General features: G+C 38.4%; 19 protein-coding genes. 15 read left to right on the forward strand and 4 right to left on the reverse strand.

Annotated elements, in window-relative coordinates; translation table 11 throughout:
* Positions 1-6: 6 nt before the first annotated feature.
* Complete coding sequence (locus H9N25_RS21310) at positions 7-354, reverse strand: hypothetical protein (protein WP_167296095.1); 348 nt, start codon at positions 352-354, stop codon at positions 7-9.
* A 119-nt stretch (positions 355-473) separates the two neighbouring features.
* Between H9N25_RS21310 and H9N25_RS21315 the strand changes: the two genes are divergently transcribed.
* The 5 genes from H9N25_RS21315 to H9N25_RS21335 all read left to right on the forward strand — a co-directional run bounded on the left by H9N25_RS21315 (position 474) and on the right by H9N25_RS21335 (position 5,582).
* Positions 474-1,004 (forward strand): superoxide dismutase family protein, encoded by a 531-nt coding sequence (locus H9N25_RS21315; RefSeq protein ID WP_190327165.1) that lies wholly within the window; start codon positions 474-476, stop codon positions 1,002-1,004.
* Positions 1,005-1,198: 194 nt separating this feature from the next.
* Positions 1,199-1,729, forward strand: coding sequence for an ExbD/TolR family protein (locus tag H9N25_RS21320; protein ID WP_190327166.1), 531 nt, complete (start codon positions 1,199-1,201; stop codon positions 1,727-1,729).
* Between the two features lie 306 nt (positions 1,730-2,035).
* Complete coding sequence (locus H9N25_RS21325; protein ID WP_057931632.1) at positions 2,036-2,242, forward strand: bacteriocin; 207 nt, start codon at positions 2,036-2,038, stop codon at positions 2,240-2,242.
* Between the two features lie 41 nt (positions 2,243-2,283).
* Positions 2,284-3,465, forward strand: coding sequence for an HlyD family secretion protein (locus tag H9N25_RS21330; protein WP_223833465.1), 1,182 nt, complete (start codon positions 2,284-2,286; stop codon positions 3,463-3,465).
* A gap of 5 nt (positions 3,466-3,470) precedes the next feature.
* Positions 3,471-5,582 (forward strand): peptidase domain-containing ABC transporter, encoded by a 2,112-nt coding sequence (locus H9N25_RS21335; protein ID WP_167296098.1) that lies wholly within the window; start codon positions 3,471-3,473, stop codon positions 5,580-5,582.
* Positions 5,583-6,086: 504 nt separating this feature from the next.
* Here the strand turns inward: H9N25_RS21335 and metK are convergent.
* Positions 6,087-7,337 (reverse strand): methionine adenosyltransferase, encoded by a 1,251-nt coding sequence (gene metK / locus H9N25_RS21340; protein ID WP_086548664.1) that lies wholly within the window; start codon positions 7,335-7,337, stop codon positions 6,087-6,089.
* Between the two features lie 225 nt (positions 7,338-7,562).
* Here metK and H9N25_RS21345 point away from each other — a divergent pair, with 225 nt between their 5' ends.
* The 5 genes from H9N25_RS21345 (at position 7,563) to hisS (ending at position 11,655) form a co-directional block, all read left to right on the forward strand.
* Entirely contained in the window at positions 7,563-8,444 is an 882-nt protein-coding gene (locus H9N25_RS21345) for a diacylglycerol/lipid kinase family protein (RefSeq protein ID WP_223833466.1), read from the forward strand.
* A gap of 130 nt (positions 8,445-8,574) precedes the next feature.
* Positions 8,575-8,949 carry a translation initiation factor gene (locus H9N25_RS21350; protein WP_190327168.1) on the forward strand — a complete coding sequence of 125 codons (375 nt, stop codon included), beginning with the start codon at positions 8,575-8,577 and terminating at the stop codon, positions 8,947-8,949.
* Positions 8,950-9,161: 212 nt separating this feature from the next.
* Positions 9,162-9,362 carry a hypothetical protein gene (locus tag H9N25_RS21355; protein ID WP_190327169.1) on the forward strand — a complete coding sequence of 67 codons (201 nt, stop codon included), beginning with the start codon at positions 9,162-9,164 and terminating at the stop codon, positions 9,360-9,362.
* Positions 9,352-9,972 (forward strand): LytR/AlgR family response regulator transcription factor, encoded by a 621-nt coding sequence (locus H9N25_RS21360; protein WP_190327170.1) that lies wholly within the window; start codon positions 9,352-9,354, stop codon positions 9,970-9,972. Before H9N25_RS21355 ends, H9N25_RS21360 begins: the two co-directional genes overlap by 11 nt.
* A 150-nt stretch (positions 9,973-10,122) precedes the next feature.
* Positions 10,123-11,655 (forward strand): histidine--tRNA ligase, encoded by a 1,533-nt coding sequence (gene hisS, locus H9N25_RS21365; RefSeq protein ID WP_190327171.1) that lies wholly within the window; start codon positions 10,123-10,125, stop codon positions 11,653-11,655.
* Positions 11,656-11,761: 106 nt separating this feature from the next.
* Here hisS and H9N25_RS21370 read toward each other — a convergent pair whose 3' ends face one another.
* On the reverse strand, positions 11,762-12,499 hold the full coding sequence (locus H9N25_RS21370; protein WP_190327172.1) for a class I SAM-dependent methyltransferase: 738 nt from the start codon (positions 12,497-12,499) through the stop codon (positions 11,762-11,764).
* 157 nt (positions 12,500-12,656) lie between these two features.
* On the opposite strand from H9N25_RS21370, the gene H9N25_RS21375 reads away from it, so the two are divergent.
* A complete protein-coding gene (locus H9N25_RS21375; protein ID WP_190327173.1) occupies positions 12,657-13,955 on the forward strand; it encodes an MFS transporter in 1,299 nt (432 codons plus the stop codon).
* A 356-nt stretch (positions 13,956-14,311) separates the two neighbouring features.
* Here the strand turns inward: H9N25_RS21375 and H9N25_RS21380 are convergent, their stop codons facing one another.
* Positions 14,312-14,692, reverse strand: coding sequence for a VOC family protein (locus H9N25_RS21380; protein ID WP_190327174.1), 381 nt, complete (start codon positions 14,690-14,692; stop codon positions 14,312-14,314).
* Between the two features lie 130 nt (positions 14,693-14,822).
* Between H9N25_RS21380 and H9N25_RS21385 the strand changes: the two genes are divergently transcribed.
* The 4 genes from H9N25_RS21385 to H9N25_RS21400 all read left to right on the forward strand — a co-directional run bounded on the left by H9N25_RS21385 (position 14,823) and on the right by H9N25_RS21400 (position 19,193).
* A complete protein-coding gene (locus H9N25_RS21385) occupies positions 14,823-16,103 on the forward strand; it encodes a replication-associated recombination protein A (protein ID WP_190327175.1) in 1,281 nt (426 codons plus the stop codon).
* Between the two features lie 66 nt (positions 16,104-16,169).
* A complete protein-coding gene (locus tag H9N25_RS21390; protein WP_190327176.1) occupies positions 16,170-17,642 on the forward strand; it encodes a DUF5687 family protein in 1,473 nt (490 codons plus the stop codon).
* Between the two features lie 2 nt (positions 17,643-17,644).
* Positions 17,645-18,337, forward strand: coding sequence for an ABC transporter ATP-binding protein (locus tag H9N25_RS21395; RefSeq protein ID WP_190327177.1), 693 nt, complete (start codon positions 17,645-17,647; stop codon positions 18,335-18,337).
* Between the two features lie 178 nt (positions 18,338-18,515).
* On the forward strand, positions 18,516-19,193 hold the full coding sequence (locus tag H9N25_RS21400; RefSeq protein WP_184464836.1) for an OmpA family protein: 678 nt from the start codon (positions 18,516-18,518) through the stop codon (positions 19,191-19,193).
* Positions 19,194-19,317: the final 124 nt, after the last annotated feature.

The raw sequence follows: 19,317 nt of genomic DNA on the forward strand, positions 1-19,317 counted from the left end.
ATTTTATTAGCTGAATAATTCCTGTTCGTCTCTATTTTCGGTAGGAATCTTTTTTAGGAAATCATCAAACGATGGTCCTTCATTGTCTGAATAAATGCCATAAGCGTCTAATATATATCCAATATTTTTATCCTGATCTTCCAGTAGGTAAAGCACAGAGTTATCTGCCGGGTCTGAATCTCCTTCAAACCGATAAGTTTTAACAATGGTTAAATCCTCGGGTTTATAAATTTTTCCGAGCGATTTACTTTGCATCTTACCATGATCAGACATTTTTAATTCGTTATCTTTTCCTTTCAGCCTCAATTTCTCCAAAATTTGACTTAAAGTGTTCATTGCAATTGGCTGTTCCATAGTTATAAGATTTTATACTGGTTAAACAAGTGGCATTCGAAATGGTTTTGCTATCCTTCTTTTTAAAGCAAACTAAATGATTGTCAATCTGTTTCTTATGTGAACTAATTTTTTGTAAAATGAAAAAATATCTTTTTAGCTTAGCTATAGCAGGCGTAGCACTTATAAGTGCTTGCGCTAAAACCGACAAAGAAGTTGCCCAGGCTACATTGACCGAAACAGCAGATAATACCAAAACCATTGGAACAGCAAAGTTTTACGAACTGAGTGACGGAAAAATTAAGATGGATATCGAGATGAATTTTGCAGCACGTGCAGATAGTAATGTTGCGGTCCACTTTCACGAACATGGCGATTGCGGTAATATGGGCGAAAATACACATGGCCACTGGAACCCAACGAAAGAAGCTCATGGCAAATGGGGATCTGCCGCTTACCACAGCGGAGATATTGGCAACATTATGTTAGATCATAAAGGCCATGCAACCCTTTCGGTTACTACCGATAGATGGAGCATTAAAGATGGAGATGTTAAAAATATTATCGGTCGTGGAATAATTGTACATGGTGGTACTGATGATTATACTACACAACCAACCGGTAACTCAGGTCCGCGGGTGGGCTGTGGTGTAATTGAAGCAGTGAAGTAAAGTTTTAATTTAGTTTGATCGCCATTTCGAGCGGAGTGCAATGTAGTTGAGGAATCTATTAAAGATCTCCCCATTTCACTACGTTTCAGTCGAGATGGCGATTTTCTGTTGGAGTCTTTAAGCGGTTAAATTTTTAACCGCTTTTTTATGCAATTTGATTCCGCTTGTCATCATCATTAAAAACCTAAATTATTATGGCAACACTAAACGAATCTCAAAGTGGCAAGGCTGCAGGAAGAACCAACAAGACAACACCAAGGGTAGATCTTACTGCAATGGTAGATCTGATGTTTTTATTGACTGCATTTTTTATGCTCACTACTTCATTAGGATCTTTAAATGCGGCAGATATTGCGAAGCCCGATAAAACGGATATCAATATCGTAGAAAATTATCCCGAGTCACGTACCATGACCATTCTGCTTGGTAAAAACAATAAGGCTGTTTGCTACATGGGCACAATAGAAAAGGCAAACATGAAAGTTGCCTCGGTAGCTAACATTCAGAAAGAAATTTTTGCAAATGAGAAACTTGTAGCTAAAACACATCACAATAATCCATCAAAGTATATGATCGTGATTATCAAACCTGGCAAAACCGCCAAGTTCCAGAATTTTGTAGATGTAATTGACGAAATGAAGATTGCCAATATTAAATCATACGCCATTGACGACGATCATATTGTAGAAAAAGAGATCGCATTTATGAAAATAAATGGTCTTTAAATGGTCGGTTCTTACTGTAACTATACTTAAAATAGAGCGAATAAAAAGAATATAAAGCGTTTTAATGTTAATGAATAAATTGAATAGGGTAAATTGTACACTATGCTTTTACTAAACACTTGGTTTTTGGCCACTTTAAGGGTGTTTTTTAACAGTATTATAGAAATGTTAGGTTTGTGTTAGATGTTTAATACTACATCTGTATAGCTAATATTATTACATTCGTCGAAGTGTTTGGCCAAGCATCAGGCGCATCCCGAAAAGCCTTTAAAAGAGTAGGATCTTAAAACTCAAAAAAAATCTAGTATGAAAAGTTTAGAATTAAAAAATCTTGGTGTTAAAGAAATGAACACAACTGAAATGTCTCAAGTTGAAGGTGGTGGTATTATTAATAATACATTAAACGAACTTTTAACTTCTCTTGCAGGAACTTTAAATGCAGTTGGTGCAGACACTTCAGCATTTTTAAGCAAAACAGTAACCAATGTTTTGAAACTTGTTTGGAGTCTATAAGCAATTTATTGCGTCCGCTGTTCTGGTTTTCAGAATAGCGGATGCTTTACGATTTCAATATTATGGCGCTAACCAGCTACTCTACAGAAAGAATTTCAAATACCGCTCTCGTTTACCGTTCTCAAATTAGTAAATCAAGCCAGTTAATTTATGTTGTTGCGGTGGCAGCCATTTTAATTGTTTTGATTGCCCTTCCCTTTATTAAAATACCCATTAGTATAAATGGTACAGGTATTTTACAATCAACCATCGAAAAAACAGAACTTATTGTCCCGGTTAATGGCCGGTTGATACAATATCGCCTCTCGGATAATAAAAGACTTAAACAAGGTGATACGCTTTTAGCTATTGATGCCGGTTTACCCAAGCAGCAGGATGCTTTGGTTGAAACGCGAAAAAATCAGATCGCCCAATTTTTACAGGATATCCGTACGTTACTCTCGTTTAATGGCGGCTCATCGAGCTTACAAACGGGGCAATATGTGGCATCCTGGCAACAATATGTGCAAGAATTAAAAAACGCAGGTATTGCGAAAAGACAGGCCGCCAGCACCTTTGCGCGTTACAATAAACTTTATCAGAACAAAGTGCTAACGCAATCAGAATATGAAAAATACAAATACGAACTCGAGCAGGCCGAATCGGTTTACTTAATGGTACGTACTAAATATAAAACGCAATGGCAAACGGAAGCCAATGGTTACCGCAACGAACTGCGCCAGCTTTCTGGGCAGCAGGCAGAACTTAACGAGCAGAAAAAACAATATGTACTACGTGCGCCGATTGATGGTTCTGTGCAGAGTTTAATCGGCTTGCAAAATGGTGCGTATGTATTTGCGAACCAAAAAATAGGAGAGGTTTCACCAGATGCCGGCTTGGCCGCTTATTGTTACATCAACCCTTCAGATATCGGCCTCATTAGAAAAGGACAGGAAGTGCACTTCCAGATTAATGCTTATAATTATAATCAGTGGGGTTTGGCAATAGGGAAAGTGATTGATATTTCAGATGATATTGTTATTTTAAATGGTAACCAGCCTGCTTTTAAAGTAAAGTGTTTAATGGATAAAAATTTTCTGATGTTAAAGAATGGTTATAAAGGATACCTCAAAAAAGGAATGAATTTTACCGCCCGCTTTAAAGTAACAGACCGTAGTTTATACCAATTACTTTACGATAAGGTAGATGATTGGGTTAATCCAAACTTAATCCAAAAAACATAAAGGCAATGAGTACAAAGGTTAAGCAACGAGATATAACAGATTGTGGTGCGGCTTGTCTGGCTTCAATTGCTGCTCATTATAAGCTGGATTTGGCCGTTGCCCGCATCAGGCAGCTGGCCGGAACCGATAAAAAAGGTACGACCGTTTTAGGACTTGTAGAAGCGGCTCAGAAATTAGGATTTGAAGCGAAAGGGGTAAAAGCACCTTTCGATAGTTTGTTTAAAATACCTACGCCCGCTATAGCACATATCATTGTGAATGATATCCTTCAGCATTATGTAGTGATTTATAAAGTAAATGGCAAGTTTATAGAGGTGATGGACCCTATAGATGGGAAAGTGCACCGTAAAACACATGATGAATTCAAAAAGGAGTGGACTGGTGCTTTAGTCTTATTGTTGCCATCAGAAGATTTTCAGATCGGCAATGAAAAAAAATCAATCCAGGGTAGATTTTGGAGTTTGATTAAACCGCACAAAGGCATTCTGACGCAAGTTTTATTTGGTGCTATTGTTTATACTGTACTGGGTTTATCAACCTCTATTTTTGTTCAGAAGCTAGTCGATTTTGTGCTGGTAGATGGTAACCATAACCTGCTAAACCTCATGAGTATAGCCATGATGGTTATTCTGATGGTACAGTTGTTTATTGGCTCGGCAAAAACAATTTTTACCTTAAAAACTGGTCAGCTAATCGATTCGCAGCTTATTTTAGGCTACTACAAACACCTGCTCCGTTTGCCACAGCAGTTTTTTGATACCATGCGGGTGGGCGAAATTATTTCGAGGATTAATGATGCCGTAAAAATCAGAACGTTTTTAAATGATGTATGCGTAAATTTTGTAGTCAACATTTTTATTGTTTTCTTCTCGTTCATCATGATGTTTACGTACTACTGGAAATTGGCACTCATTACGCTTACCGTTATCCCGCTGTATCTGATTATTTATGCAATTACCGATAAATTTAACAAACGTACGCAACGGAGGTTGATGGAAGATGCTGCCGAGCTCGAATCTCAATTGGTAGAAAGCTTAAACGCGGTAGGTACCATTAAACGTTTCGGCTTAGAAGATCATGCCAACGACAAAACCGAAACCCGTTTCATTAAATTGCTCCAGGCAGGCTTTAAATCGAATATTAATGCTGTTGTATCGGGTACTTCTACCGAGTTTATCTCACGCATGATTACAATTGTATTGCTTTGGGTAGGTGCAGGTTACGTATTAAGCAATTCGATTACACCAGGAGAATTACTGTCGTTTTATACTTTGATCGGTTATTTTACGGGACCAGTTTCCTCTTTAATCGGAATGAATAAAACCGTACAAGATGCTGTTATTGCGGCCGATAGGCTGTTCGAAATTATGGACCTGGAACGTGAAAGTGATGAGAACCAAATTGAATTAAGTACTGATAAAGTTGGCGATATACACTTCGAAAACGTTTCTTTCCGCTATGGGGCGAGGTTGCCCGTTTTCGAGAACCTAAATTTAACCATTCCACAGGGTAAATTTACAGCCATTGTGGGCGAGAGCGGATCAGGGAAATCAACTTTAATGTCTATCCTACAGAATATTTATCCTATTCAGGCGGGCAATGTGCGCATAGGTAAATACGATCTCAAATACATTACCAATTCGTCGCTTCGTAGAATGGTATCGGTAGTGCCCCAGCAGATTGATTTATTTGCAGGTAATGTAATCGATAATATTGCTATTGGCGAAGAAGAACCCGATATGCAAAGGATTATTGATATTGCCACTAAATTGGGTTTAATTGGTTTTATTGAGGCTTTACCTAAAGGATTTCAAACTTATTTGGGTGAAAATGGTACATCATTATCGGGCGGGCAAAGGCAGCGTATTGCCATTGCAAGGGCTTTATATCGCGATCCTGAAATTCTGATTTTAGATGAGGCCACCTCATCGCTAGATTCGGTTTCTGAGCAGCATGTACAACGGATGATCGAACTTTTAAAAGAAGAGCATAAAACGGTAATTGTAATAACCCACCGATCGAGTACACTGAATAATGCCGATAAAATTATTGTATTGGATAAAGGTGTAGTGGTAGAGCAGGGCAGCCACCAGGAACTGAAATACCATTTGGCCTAACTAACGAAGTTAGGAGGGTACGAGTGTTAGGAAACTTCGTTAGTTTAGCGGAGGGAGAAAGCCTAGATATTTATATTGTTTTTTTTGGAAAGCAATTGCAGTAAGTCTTTTTAATGTTCGTCCTGCTTTTTGCTTGTAGTCCCGATTAGAAAAAAATCGGGAGCTACCGCGTCAATCAGGTTTGGGTAGGTTAGGCTTTTGCTACTATTAACGGAGGTCTGCACAGTTCGAGAGTATTTATTTCTTAGTAAGATTTCTTTCCCAAGAACCACCAGCCCAGGTTAACTAAACCCGGACAGGAGCGAACACCGAACGCCGTGAGGTAAAGCGGATGGCGGGGCTTTCGGAACCGATGTGCGCAGAACCCTGCTTTTCAAAAAAAACGCTTGGATACTTATGAATTCTGCTATTGCCGTTAGCCCTTGTCGACTTCGTAAGTCTAAAACAAGAAAAGGCGTTCTGCATATTTGCAAAACGCCTTTTTCTATAAAATTATTTGAAGAATTAAATGCCGAAAGCAGCTTTAACCTGATCTACGTAATCTAATTTTTCCCAGGTAAACAAATCAACAGTAACTGTTTTTTCTTCACCGTTTGGTGTTCTGAAAGTTTTGGTAACTGTTTCTGGTGTGCGGCCCATGTGCCCATAAGCAGCCGTTTCGCTGTAAATTGGGTTTCTTAATTTTAAACGTTGCTCAATAAAATAAGGGCGCATATCGAAAATCGATTCTACAATTTTAGCAATCTCGCCATCCGTTTTTCCTACTTTACCAGTGCCATAAGTATTGATATAAATACCCATTGGTTTAGCAACACCGATAGCGTATGATACCTGAACTAAAATTTCGTCGGCTACACCAGCTGCCACTAAGTTTTTAGCAATATGGCGTGTAGCATAAGCTGCACTTCTATCTACCTTACTTGGATCTTTACCAGAGAAAGCACCACCGCCATGTGCACCTTTACCGCCGTAAGTATCAACAATAATTTTTCTTCCCGTTAAACCAGTATCGCCATGCGGACCGCCGATTACAAATTTACCGGTTGGGTTAATGTGGTATTCAATTTTATCATTAAATAAATGTGCGTAAGCAGGGTTGGCTTTTATAATTCTTGGAATCAGAATATTCACTAAGTCAGTTTTGATTTTAGCCAACATTGCGGCCTCTTCATCAAAATCATCGTGCTGTGTAGAAATTACAATCGCATCGATACGCACTGGTTTGTTGTTATCGTCGTACTCTAAAGTAACCTGGCTTTTTGCATCAGGGCGTAAATAAGTAATTTCGTTATTTTCGCGGCGTAAAACAGCTAATTCCTGTAATAACTTATGAGAAAGATTTAATGCCAAAGGCATGTAGTCTTCGGTTTCGTTCGTAGCATAACCAAACATCATACCCTGATCGCCAGCACCTTGTTCTTCTTTGTTGCTTCTGTCTACACCTTGGTTAATATCTTGAGATTGCTCGTGTATTGCCGATAAAATTCCGCAAGAGTTGGCCTCAAACATATACTCGCTTTTGGTGTAACCAATTTTCTTAATTACATCGCGGGCAATTTGTTGTACATCTAAATATGTTTTAGATTTTACCTCACCAGCCAAAATAACCTGACCAGTAGTTACCAAAGTTTCGCAAGCAACCTTTGATTCTGGATCGAAAGCTAAAAAGTTATCAATTAATGCATCCGAAATTTGATCGGCGATTTTATCCGGGTGGCCTTCAGAAACAGATTCTGATGTAAATAAATATGACATTTATTAAATAAATTAATGGTAAATAAACAAATTAATACTTGCCAAACCCCTTGGAAACAGGTGTTTAAATGATTGAAAGGAGGCATTAGCAATTTTTTTAAGTGGTTGCAATCCGGTCCCGAGGTGTCGGGATAGCAAATCAATCCACTTTTTTACTGGTGCAAAATTAGCATATTTTCTTTATTTCAAAAATTATAGATTATTTTGTGCATTCATTCTTACACTTTGCACACAAAGATTAATATCCTCTTTATTATAAACCCTATCTCTGGTGGGAGAGGGAAGTTGCGCATCCCCGATTTTATTGATCAATATCTGGATAAGGAAAAATTTAGCCCAAACTTTGTTTTTAGCGAATATGTTGGTCATGCCGGCGAACTGGCAGATGAAGCGGCGACTAAAAATTTTGATGTAATCGTAGCTGCAGGTGGCGATGGTACCATTAACGAGGTAGCCAGTAAAGTGTTAAAACACCATAAAATTTTAGGGATTTTACCGCTTGGATCGGGAAATGGCCTCGCCAGGTTTTTAAGGATATCGAAAAATTTAAGATATGCACTTTCATTGATCAATAATTTTAAGGTTGATGAGATTGATACTGCAGAGTTTAATAACAAGTGTTTTTTTAATCTGGCCGGTATGGGATTTGATGCCCATTTGAGCGCTGTTTTTTCAAAAGATAAAAAACGCGGGCTTTCGGGCTATGTAAAATTGGGTTTCAAGGAGGTTTTTAATTACAAGCCTCAAACCTATCAGCTTAATATCGACGGGACTGAATACACCAAAAAAGCTTTTGCTATTAGCATTGCCAATTCGTCTCAGTATGGAAACGATGTTTATATCTCGCCAAATGCCTCGGTAAAAGACGGATTGCTTGATGTGTGCATTATTAAGCCTTTCCCGATAATAAAATTACCAATATTGGGTTATGTAATGTTGAGGGGCAAGGCAGAAAGCTCTGATATGATTGAGATTATTAAAGGAAAAAATATTAAAATTACAAGGGAAATGGCGGGTGCAGTGCACGTTGATGGCGAACCTTTGCAGATGGGAACAGCGATAGAAGCGAAGATAAAGCCACTCTCGCTCAAAGTGATTGTGCCTTAGCATGTGGCGTTTAGTGGTTGGCGGAGTATATTGCCTCGTGCGCTCAAATCTAGCCTTACTACAAATTCTTAAACTATGCACCCAAACTAATGAACCAATGGCCAGTGAGCCAATGAACCTTTTATAAAACATGAAACCAAAGAAAAACAGTTTAAGCGATCTTGGCGGAATTATGTATTCTACCAATCCGGAGTTTGAATACGAAGAAGAAGTTGATAATACCGTTACCTCGCCGAATAACCAGCAGGATTTAAGGGTAATGCTCGATAAAAAGAACCGAGGTGGTAAAGCGGTAACCTTAATTACAGGTTTTAAAGGCCGTACTGAAGATTTAGAGGTATTAGGCAAAATGCTTAAAACCAAATGTGGTGTAGGTGGCTCTGTTAAAGACGGAGAAATCATGATCCAGGGCGATGTACGCGATAAAGTAATGGGCATCTTGCAGAAGGATGGGTATAAAGTGAAGAAAGCCGGGGATAGTATAATATGGTTAAATTATAATTAAAAGCGGTGTCATCCTGAGCGTAGTCGAAGAATCTTTTTTAGCATTCATCGCGAGTATGAAAGATTGCTTCGTTGTTCCCCCTCGAAATTGACGTCCTCTTAAGATACTAAAAAACTCCCTCTTAATCCTCATCAAAACCTACCCAATACTCAATATTGGTTTTTAAATGTATACCGAGAAACTACTTTCGCTAAACATTTAAATCAATCAATATGAAACAGTTATTATTTTTATTCTTTTTTATCATTTCTTTCGGCCTACAGGCTGCCTATGCAGAATTTTTGAATCTTGGTGCGGCAGAAATAATAATGCTTTTGGTTGTAGGCTTTTTTGCTTTGACCTTCGTTGTAGGCTTTATTTTTTTATGTTTATACCTAATTGGACGTGTTAAGTCTGCTAAAAATGAAAAATAAGATAATCTTTGGGTTGGTTTTTATCCTTGCCTACGATATTCAGATTGCCTACGCCGATTTTCTAAATATGGGGAGTGCGGAAATAATAATGCTCCTGGTTGCAGGCCTTGTCTTTTTTGGATTTTTTGGTGGCATTTTTATGCTGATCTACTTTTTGATTAAAAAAAATCGTAATACGCCGTTAAACGCTGCTCCGAATACAGTAGCCATAAACTTTGTATCTCCACTTGCTTATCAAAACCCTACAGTTGAGGAAAAAAGTGGTAAAAAAGAAACCATAAAAGTAAATGCCAGAATTGCTTTGCCTCAACAGAACGAAATCAGGTATGTTAATATTGATGAAATTATAAGGTGTGAAGCGGATAACAATTATACCAACTTCTTTTTTAGCGACGGCGGTCAGCTGCTGATTTCAAAATCATTAAAAGAATATTCAGATCTGCTTAAACCACAAGGTTTTGTGCGGACACATCAAAGCCATTTGGTTAACCCGAAATTTGTGAAAAGTTGGCTTAAGGAAGATGGTGGAACGCTTTTAATGGATAGTGGCGATAAAATTCCGGTGAGTAAACCAAACCGGGAATTGGTGAAAGAAATTTTGGGAAAGTAGTTTTTTCTTTGATCGTCATTGCTGAGAAGGCTTTTTCAGCCGGCGAAGCAATCTTACAACAACTGATTCGTGCTTAAGATTGCCTCGTCGTTCCTCTTCGCAATGACGAAACTTTATTTTTAAACATTACATTTTTGTACTTTTGCGGCTATGTCAGTTATTAAACCCTCATTAGCAAAAGGTACCCGCGATTTTACTCCGGTTGAAATGGTAAAACGCAACTTTATTTACGATACCATTAAAACGGTTTTCAGGAAATACGGTTATGCCGAAATCCAGACTCCAAGTTTCGAAAATCTTTCAACTTTAACCGGAAAGTATGGCGATGAAGGCGACAAACTGATTTTTAAAATTTTAAATAGTGGGGAATATTTGAGCCAAAAAGTTTTAGATAAAGTTAGTCATCTAAAAAAAGAATTTGAAGATGCACAAGGCTACCTTGCTGAAAATGATGATTCTAATCCTGACAAAATAGTAATAGGAGGAAATGCTTCTGTAGTATTTGGAAATAATGAAGAGTTTACTAAACTACAACGAGCAATATCCCTTTATAAAAATATAAGTAAAACTGTTCTTACAGATATTTCCGAAAAAGCCCTTCGTTATGATTTAACTGTTCCCTTTGCCCGTTACGTGGTGATGCATCAAAATGATATTACTTTACCATTCAAAAGATTTCAAATCCAACCTGTTTGGAGAGCAGATAAGCCTCAGCGAGGTAGATACCGCGAATTTTATCAGTGTGATGTGGATGTGGTAGGCTCAAAAAGTCTATTGAACGAAGCTGAATTTATTTTAATCTACAATGAAGCTTTAAGCAAACTGGGCTTGAAAGATTTCAGCGTAAAAATCAACAACAGAAAAATTTTATCAGGTATTGCTGAGATTATTGGTAAACCAGATTTAATTATAGACATGACAGTAGCCATCGATAAACTGGATAAAATCGGTTTAGATGGTGTAAGTAAAGAACTTTTAGAGCGCGGTTTTACCGAACAGGATTTAGAAAAACTTCGCCCGGTAATTTTGTTAGAAGGTTCTAATGAAGAAAAACTGGCCAGCTTGAAAGAAGTTTTAGCTCAATCAGAAACCGGTTTAAAAGGTATTGCCGAAATAGAACAGGTTTTTGAATATGTAGATAGCCTGATTGCTTATGGTTTGCCTTTAACGGCTAAATTGGAACTCGATATCACTTTAGCACGCGGCTTAAATTACTATACCGGCTGTATTTTCGAAGTTAAAACCAACGAAGTGGCTATGGGCAGCATTGGTGGTGGTGGTCGTTACGATGATTTAACCGGTATGTTCGGTTTAAAAGATTTAACGGGAGTTGGTGTTTCTTTCGGTGCCGACCGCATTTATGATGTATTGGAAGAACTTAACCTTTTCCCTGCCTCAGCAGAAGTTGGCACAAAAGTGTTGATCAGCAATTTCGATGCAGAAGCTGAAAAATATGCTTTGCCGATTGTTCAGCAATTTAGAAATGCAGGGATTTCAGCAGAGTTGTACCCAAGTTCTGCGAAACTAAAAAAACAAATGGCTTATGCAGATGCGAAGAACATCCCTTATGTAATTTTAATTGGTGGTGATGAGATTGCTAGTGGCGAACTTACGTTAAAGGATATGCAAAGCGGTGAGCAGAAGAAACTTACTGTTTTGGGTATTCTGGAGTTGTTGAAATAACGTCGGTTTTCACCGCAAAGTATACAAAGGTTTTCGCAAAGAAGCGCAGAGGATCGGTTATGTACCCGCTTTGTGCACTTTGCGCTTGCCTTCTTTTCCTTTGCGGTTAAGCGAGTCTCCCAATCCGCAATAAAACCGGGAAACGAACATCTTTCTCCGCATCATCGCCGCAGGCTTCTTTTAGTTCTGTAAACATATACTCTAATGGGTTGCGTTCATTCGCCTTTTTATAATGCTGCAAAGAAGACCAGGTATTTAAATAGCCAATTAACTGGTTAAAATTCCAGGTGGTTTTAATCTGAAAATGAGGAGCAATGATCTCTTCAAAGGGAAATGGGATGGTTTTATAACCTTCTTCAATATAACGGCGTTCGCTATCCCAATATTTACCCAAAATATCTTCGTAAAGTTTATGTACAGCCTTATCCACTTTTTTATCGATAAACATTAGTCCATAACCAATCACTGCAAAAAGGCCATCTGGTTTTAGTGTTCTTTTTACTTCGGCGTAAAATGCCTCAAAATTAAACCAATGGATGGCCTGCGCTACGGTAATTAAATCGAAACTATCATTACCAACCGAGGTTTGTTCGGCAGGTTCAACTTTGTAGGTAATATTTGGCAATTGTAAAGCATTTTTTAATTGATTTTCGCTGATATCCGTTGCATAAACGGCATCGAAATGTTGGGCCAATACACGGGCAACCTGGCCGTTTCCTGTAGCACAATCCCACGCTGTTTCTTTGTTTTTTACCATGCTAAGCAGATAATCGTACATTTCCTGTGGATAAGTTGGTCTGTAAATGGCGTAATCGGCAGATTGGGTAGAAAAGTTATCTTTCATTGTTGTAATGATGAAATTCTGAATGTTGGATGGTGAGAATGGCGTCAAGTTGAGAAATAATCCCGTTCTTTCTTTATAAAATTATTATATTTTTGATTAACAACTACTGTTGATTTAAGTTTCATTCATTCAATATTCAACACAATTATTTTCTAATATGGAAAAAGCATTACAACAGGACGGAATTAAGGATGTAGAATATAGGCTGAAATCTATATTTGGTGGTTCAGTTGGTAATCTTGTGGAGTGGTACGACTGGTATACCTATTCTGCTTTTGCGCTTTATTTTTCTCCTGTCTTTTTCCCGAACAGTAATCCTACTGCCCAATTATTAGATACCGCAGGTATTTTTGCTGTAGGTTTTTTAATGCGGCCTATTGGTGGCTGGCTGTTTGGCAGTATTGCCGATAAATTAGGCCGAAAACGTTCGATGACACTTTCTGTACTGATTATGGCAATAGGATCATTAATTATCGGTTTAACCCCAGGTTACAAACAGATTGGAATTGCAGCCCCATTATTGCTCGTTTTTGCCAGATTAATCCAAGGTTTGAGTACTGGTGGCGAATATGGAACTTCTGCCACTTACCTCAGCGAAATGGCCACCAAAAAACACCGCGGATTTTATTCAAGCTTTCAGTATGTAACCTTGATTGGTGGACAGCTGTTGGCTTTGGGTATCCAGTTAATCTTACAGAACTGGTTGCTTACACCTTCCGAACTACATGAATGGGGCTGGAGGATTCCATTTTTTATCGGCGCCATACTCTCTTTTATTGCTTTGTATCTGCGTAGACATATCGACGAAACCTCGGCGTTTAAAAGCAAAAACTCAGCAGACAAAAAAGGGGGCATTGCGGTACTGATGAAATATCCAAAGGAAGTTTTTACCGTAGTAGGCTTAACTTTGGGCGGAACGATTGCCTTTTATACATTTAGTACTTACATGCAGAAATTTCTGGTCAATACGGTCCACCTCAGCAAAGAAACCTCCACAACTTTGTCGTTTATTTCGTTATTGGTTTTTGCCATTATGCAGCCGCTGTTTGGACTGTTATCTGATAAAATCGGGCGTAAACCTTTATTAATCGGTTTTGGTGTGTTGGGCAGTCTATGTACCTATCCAATTTTAACAGGCTTGGCAGGAGAAACCAATACCACTATCATATTCTTGATGATGATTGGCGCTTTGATCATTGTGAGCGGGTATACGAGCATCAACGCAGTAGTTAAGGCAGAGCTGTTTCCGGCCGAAATCAGGGCTTTGGGCGTAGGCTTACCTTATGCCTTAACTGTTGCCATTTTTGGCGGAACTGCAGAATATTTTGCGCTATGGTTTAAAAATATCGGACACGAGAGTTATTTCTACTGGTATGTAACCGGATGTATTTTAATCTCCCTGATTTTATATACTACTATGAAAGATACGAAACACCATTCGAAGATTGAAGATTAGACTTTTTGTACCATCTGTCGTCATTTCGAGCGGAGTGCAACAGAATGGAGAAATACCCATTGTTAAATGTAATTGCAGATTTCTCGAATAGTTTAATCATTTTTTAAAACCGTTATTTTTTGGAAAGCAGTTGCGGTAGCCTTTGGGCAAGAGCAGTCCCGCTCCCGCTTCTGCCATGAAATATCGGCATCTCGCTTTGATTGGGTTTAGGTGGCCAAATGCTGCTGCTATAGGTGGAATAAACCCAACAGTAGCGAAAATCCTTTTTGTTGATCCTTCGATAAACTCAGGAAGACAGGCACAAAAAGATTGTAGCGAATGGCGGGGCCGGCGGAACCGAAGCACTTTCTAGGAGCCTACAAATAATTACTCACTTCAATTAAATTCATATCCGGGTCACGGAGGTAAATAGAGATAATTTTCCCATTGGCGCCGGTGCGTTCTACGGGCCCTTCCTCAATTTCGATGCATTTTTCTTTAAGTTCCTGCATCACCTCACGTAGTGGAAGATCGGTAATAAAACAAAGATCAGCTGTGCCGGGCATGGGTTTGAAAGCTTTTGGTTCAAACTCACTTCCATATTGGTGCAGGTTAATTTTCTGATTCCCAAATTTCAAAGCCTTTCTGTTTTCGCCAAATTCAACAATTTCCATCCCTAAGGCAAGGCTGTAAAACTTACAGGTGCTTTCTAAATTGGCAACCGTTAATACAAGATGATCTAAGTTTTTAATGTCCATAATAATTAAATTAGAACTAAAGCATTCGTCCTTTTGTTTTAGTTAAATCAATATTAAGGATTTATGCTTGCGATATTTGGTTAGTAAATTATCGACAAACAAAATACTCAATTTTTATATATTTACCATTATGCAAAACCTGCCTCCTTTAGCCGAACGTATGCGCCCTCAAAATCTAGATGAATATGTTGGTCAACAACATCTGGTTGGAGAAGGTGCGGTGTTACGCAAGGCGATAGAGAGCAGTCAGCTACCCTCCATGATTTTTTGGGGACCTCCAGGCGTAGGTAAAACAACTTTGGCCTATATCATTTCGCAGGCATTAGATCGTCCGTTTTTTAACTTAAGCGCCATTAACAGCGGTGTGAAAGATATTCGGGACGTAATCGATCGGGCCGCACAGCTGAAGGATAGTTTTTTAGGCCTACCCATTTTGTTTATCGATGAGATTCACCGTTTTAGCAAATCGCAACAAGACAGTTTGTTGGGTGCGGTAGAGAGGGGTTTGGTTACCTTAATTGGCGCAACAACCGAAAATCCATCTTTTGAGGTGATCTCCGCTTTACTTTCCCGTTGCCAGGTTTATATTTTAAAATCCTTAACCGAAGCGGAGCTAGCGGGTTTATTGGAAACAGCCATTAAAAAAGATAGCATTCTCTCAGAGAAGAATATTTCCATAAAAGAACATGAGGCCTTAATTCGTTTATCGGGTGGCGATGCAAGGAAATTATTAAATGTGCTCGAAATTGCCATTAACGGCATTGGTGGGAATAAAATCGTACTCACAAACGAAAATGTGCTGGCACACGCACAGCAGAACCTTGCGCTGTACGATAAAGCGGGAGAGCAGCATTACGATATCATTTCGGCCTTTATTAAATCCATCCGTGGCAGCGACCCGAATGCAGCCGTTTATTGGTTGGCCCGGATGATAGAAGGAGGCGAAGATCCACTTTTTATTGCCCGTAGGTTATTGATCCTGTCTTCAGAAGATATTGGCAATGCCAACCCTAATGCCCTGCTTTTGGCCAACAACTGTTTTACCGCAGTAAATGTAATTGGCTACCCGGAGGCGCGGATCATCTTGTCGCAGTGTGTAACCTATCTGGCCAGTTCGCCTAAAAGTAATGCATCTTATGAAGCCATTAACAAAGCACAGGCTTTGGTTAAACAAACAGGAAACCTACCTGTACCGCTGCATATCCGCAATGCACCAACCAAACTGATGAAAAATATCGGCTATGGGAAAGATTACCAATATTCGCACGGATATGAAGGTAATTTTTCGCCACAAGAATATTTTCCAGAAGAATTAAGCGGTACCAAACTTTACGATCCGGGGAAAAACGCTGCAGAAGAGAAACTGCGCGAAAAGCTAAGGCAAAATTGGAAAGACAAATACAAATATTAGTGTAACATTTTCTCTCAAATACATACTAATAGATATATTGACTAAAATCAAACACCTAAACTAAATATGCTGAGTACTTTTTTAAGCCATCAAAGAAAATCTTTCTGGCGTTCGCGAAACAGGGGCAGTAGCATTGCTGGCCAAATTGTTTTGGGTTTTTTTATGCTATATTTTTTCATATTGGCACTTGGTGCCGGTTTTGGCATGTCTCATTTATTGGCCTACTTTTTCCCAAATCAAGATGTAATTAAAAGCTTCAATGGCATTATTCTCTATTATTTTGCATTCGATTTTATCATGCGCATGCAGTTTCAGGAGTTGCCAACGTTGAGTATCATTCCGTACCTGCACCTCAAAATACAAAAGAGTAAGATTATTAAGTTTTTAAATGTTAAGGCACTGTTCTCGGCATTTAACCTTTGGCCATTTTTTATCTTTCTTCCGTTCTGTTTCATCAAAATTGCACCGAGCCTTGGTGCAGTTACCACCATCATGTATATCGTTTCGATATTTTCGATTATGATCTTTAACAATTATATGGTGTTGTATATCAAGCGGAAATCGATCACCAATACACTTTATACCTTCTTGGGCTTGGTTGTTATTGCTACGTTTGCTGCTTTAGAATATTATAAGATTATTTCAATCATGGCCGGTTCCGATTTTGTGTTCAGGGCCATTGCAGCTCATCCTTATTATGCTTTTGCATTTACTTTGGCTGCTATAGGTATATTTTATTTCAACTCCAGTTTCTTGCGTAAAAACCTATATGTAGAAGAATTAAGCAGCAAACAGGAGAAGAAAGGCAGTACCGATTATGCTTTCCTGAACCGTTTTGGCAAGGTTGGCGAACTGGCTGCTTTAGAGTTAAAATTAATTCTCCGTCACAAACGCCCCCGCTCCGCGGTTATTATGGGGTTCTTTTTTCTCTTTTACGGGTTTATTTTTTATAAGGAAAAAGCAATAAATCACAATGCTTTCGGGCAAATGATGTTTGGTGCTATTTTCATGACAGGTGTTTCTATCATTATTTATGGCCAGTTTATGTTTGCATGGCAAAGTGCCCATTTTGATGGAATATTAGCCAATAAAATCAATTTTAAAGATTACATCAAGGCTAAGTTTTTACTATTTACCATTGGCTGTACCATTATTACCTTATTAGCGAGTTTTTACGGATTTTTAAGTCCGAAGCTATTACTCTTACACCTGGCTGCTTATTTATATAACATCGGTTTTGGAACGGTAGTGGTGCTTTATCTTGCTACCCTAAATTATAAAAGATTAGATATTACCAAGGCGGCAAGTTTTAATTACCAGGGCACAGGCGCTACACAATGGCTGTTAATGTTTCCTTATGCGCTTACCCCAATATTAATTTATGTGCCATTTGGTATACTCAACAAGCCTTATTGGGGATTGGTTGCCGTTTCTGTTTTTGGCCTTGCGATGTTATTGTTACGCGGCTTTTGGGTGAATTATATTGCAAAAAGATTAGAGTTACAACGTTATAAAATAGCCGAAGGCTTTAGAGAATAATTATGATTTTAGAAGTTAAGAATTTACAAAAAGTTTATGGCGATAAAACCGTTGTAAACATCGAAGATTTGCAGATTGCTGCTGGCGAAACCGTTGGCTTAGTTGGAAATAACGGCGCTGGTAAAACCACTTTCTTCCGAATGCTTTTAGATTTAATCCGCCCAACTAATGGCGAGGTTTTATCAAAAGGCGAAAATGTAATGCACAACGATAACTGGAAGAATTATACTGCATCATTTTTGGATGAAGGTTTTCTGATCGATTATTTAACCCCTGAAGAATATTTTATTTTTATTGGAAGTTTAAATAACTTAAGTGTAGCTGATGTTTCGGCTTACCTGAGCCAATATGGCGAGTTCTTTAATGGAGAAATATTAAACAGTGGAAAATACATCCGCGATTTTAGTAAAGGAAATCAAAATAAAGTTGGTATTGCAGCTGCACTGATGCAAAAGCCAGAAATTTTAATTTTAGATGAACCTTTTGCTAACCTCGATCCAACTACACAGATACGTTTAAAGAAACTACTGAAAGAGCAAACAGGCAACATGACTACCTTTATTTCTAGTCACGATTTAAATCATGTTACCGATGTTTGTAACCGTATTATCTTAGTTGAAAAAGGGCAGGTAATTAAAGATTTTAAAACAGACGAAAATACATTAAAGGAATTAGAGAATTATTTCTCTGCCTAGTTTTTGTACTAAGAATGATACATTATAGAAGAGTCTCCATTTATCGGGACTCTTTTTTTATATGTGTATTGTTTGTGTTTTTAGTGAATTTTGGTCAAAATGGACAGAAAATACAGTTTGGTTACTTTTTGGCATTGTGTTTGAATATAACGGGTAGAAATTATAAATCTAGATTATTATGAGTATTTCAAAAGTAAGAATAGCAACATTAAGTATAGGGTTAGCAGTAGGATCGATGGCATTCCAAAGTTGTGATAGTTTAACTAAAACACAAAAAGGAGCTGGTATTGGTGCTGCAGCTGGTGGTGTTATTGGTGCATTGATCGGTAAAAAAGCCGGTAATACAGCAGTAGGAGCCCTAATTGGTGGTGCTATTGGCGGTACAGCGGGAGCTTTTATCGGCCGTAGAATGGACAGACAGGCAGCTGAAATCCAGAAAGCTATTCCTAACGCAGAAGTTATTCGTGAAGGTGAAGGAATTATTGTGAAATTTGATAGTGGTATTTTATTCGATTTTGATAAAACCGCTTTGAAAGATGCAGCTAAAACAAACATCCAGAGTTTAGCTTCTTCATTAAATCAATATCCTGATACTGATATTAAAATTATTGGCCATACCGATAGCCGCGGTACCGAACAATATAACATGGGCCTATCTGAAAGAAGGGCAGCAGCAGTAAAAGCTTACGCTGTTTCGCAAGGTGTTCCTTCAAATCGTTTAGTTACAATTGGTAAAGGTTTTTCTGAACCAATTGCTGATAACGAAACTGATGCTGGCCGTGCAGCTAACCGTCGTGTAGAGATTGTAATCGTTGCCAACGATGCATTAAAAGCAACTGCACAAAAACAAGGATAATACCGCAATTTCCCTCTACCTATGAGGTCATTATAAATGCAGCCCTGGTGTACATTCACCGGGGTTTTTTTGTGTTTTGTGATGTTGCTGCTGTGCGACAAATGGCATAAACGGTTGCGCGCGC

The organism is Pedobacter riviphilus (assembly GCF_014692875.1).
In the GTDB taxonomy this organism is placed as follows: Bacteria; Bacteroidota; Bacteroidia; order Sphingobacteriales; family Sphingobacteriaceae; genus Pedobacter; species Pedobacter riviphilus.

What these genes read in the sequence shown, in the direction of transcription:
- H9N25_RS21360 (WP_190327170.1), top strand. Translation starts at nt 9,352, where the DNA reads ATGAAAAATAAGATAATCTTTGGGTTGGTTTTTATCCTTGCCTACGAT.
- metK (WP_086548664.1), bottom strand. Translation starts at nt 7,337, where the DNA reads ATGTCATATTTATTTACATCAGAATCTGTTTCTGAAGGCCACCCGGAT.
- H9N25_RS21325 (WP_057931632.1), top strand. Translation starts at nt 2,036, where the DNA reads ATGAAAAGTTTAGAATTAAAAAATCTTGGTGTTAAAGAAATGAACACA.
- H9N25_RS21315 (WP_190327165.1), top strand. Translation starts at nt 474, where the DNA reads ATGAAAAAATATCTTTTTAGCTTAGCTATAGCAGGCGTAGCACTTATA.
- H9N25_RS21350 (WP_190327168.1), top strand. Translation starts at nt 8,575, where the DNA reads ATGAAACCAAAGAAAAACAGTTTAAGCGATCTTGGCGGAATTATGTAT.
- H9N25_RS21335 (WP_167296098.1), top strand. Translation starts at nt 3,471, where the DNA reads ATGAGTACAAAGGTTAAGCAACGAGATATAACAGATTGTGGTGCGGCT.
- hisS (WP_190327171.1), top strand. Translation starts at nt 10,123, where the DNA reads ATGTCAGTTATTAAACCCTCATTAGCAAAAGGTACCCGCGATTTTACT.
- H9N25_RS21375 (WP_190327173.1), top strand. Translation starts at nt 12,657, where the DNA reads ATGGAAAAAGCATTACAACAGGACGGAATTAAGGATGTAGAATATAGG.
- H9N25_RS21370 (WP_190327172.1), bottom strand. Translation starts at nt 12,499, where the DNA reads ATGAAAGATAACTTTTCTACCCAATCTGCCGATTACGCCATTTACAGA.
- H9N25_RS21355 (WP_190327169.1), top strand. Translation starts at nt 9,162, where the DNA reads ATGAAACAGTTATTATTTTTATTCTTTTTTATCATTTCTTTCGGCCTA.
- H9N25_RS21385 (WP_190327175.1), top strand. Translation starts at nt 14,823, where the DNA reads ATGCAAAACCTGCCTCCTTTAGCCGAACGTATGCGCCCTCAAAATCTA.
- H9N25_RS21380 (WP_190327174.1), bottom strand. Translation starts at nt 14,692, where the DNA reads ATGGACATTAAAAACTTAGATCATCTTGTATTAACGGTTGCCAATTTA.
- H9N25_RS21400 (WP_184464836.1), top strand. Translation starts at nt 18,516, where the DNA reads ATGAGTATTTCAAAAGTAAGAATAGCAACATTAAGTATAGGGTTAGCA.
- H9N25_RS21330 (WP_223833465.1), top strand. Translation starts at nt 2,284, where the DNA reads ATGCTTTACGATTTCAATATTATGGCGCTAACCAGCTACTCTACAGAA.
- H9N25_RS21395 (WP_190327177.1), top strand. Translation starts at nt 17,645, where the DNA reads ATGATTTTAGAAGTTAAGAATTTACAAAAAGTTTATGGCGATAAAACC.
- H9N25_RS21310 (WP_167296095.1), bottom strand. Translation starts at nt 354, where the DNA reads ATGGAACAGCCAATTGCAATGAACACTTTAAGTCAAATTTTGGAGAAA.
- H9N25_RS21390 (WP_190327176.1), top strand. Translation starts at nt 16,170, where the DNA reads ATGCTGAGTACTTTTTTAAGCCATCAAAGAAAATCTTTCTGGCGTTCG.
- H9N25_RS21320 (WP_190327166.1), top strand. Translation starts at nt 1,199, where the DNA reads ATGGCAACACTAAACGAATCTCAAAGTGGCAAGGCTGCAGGAAGAACC.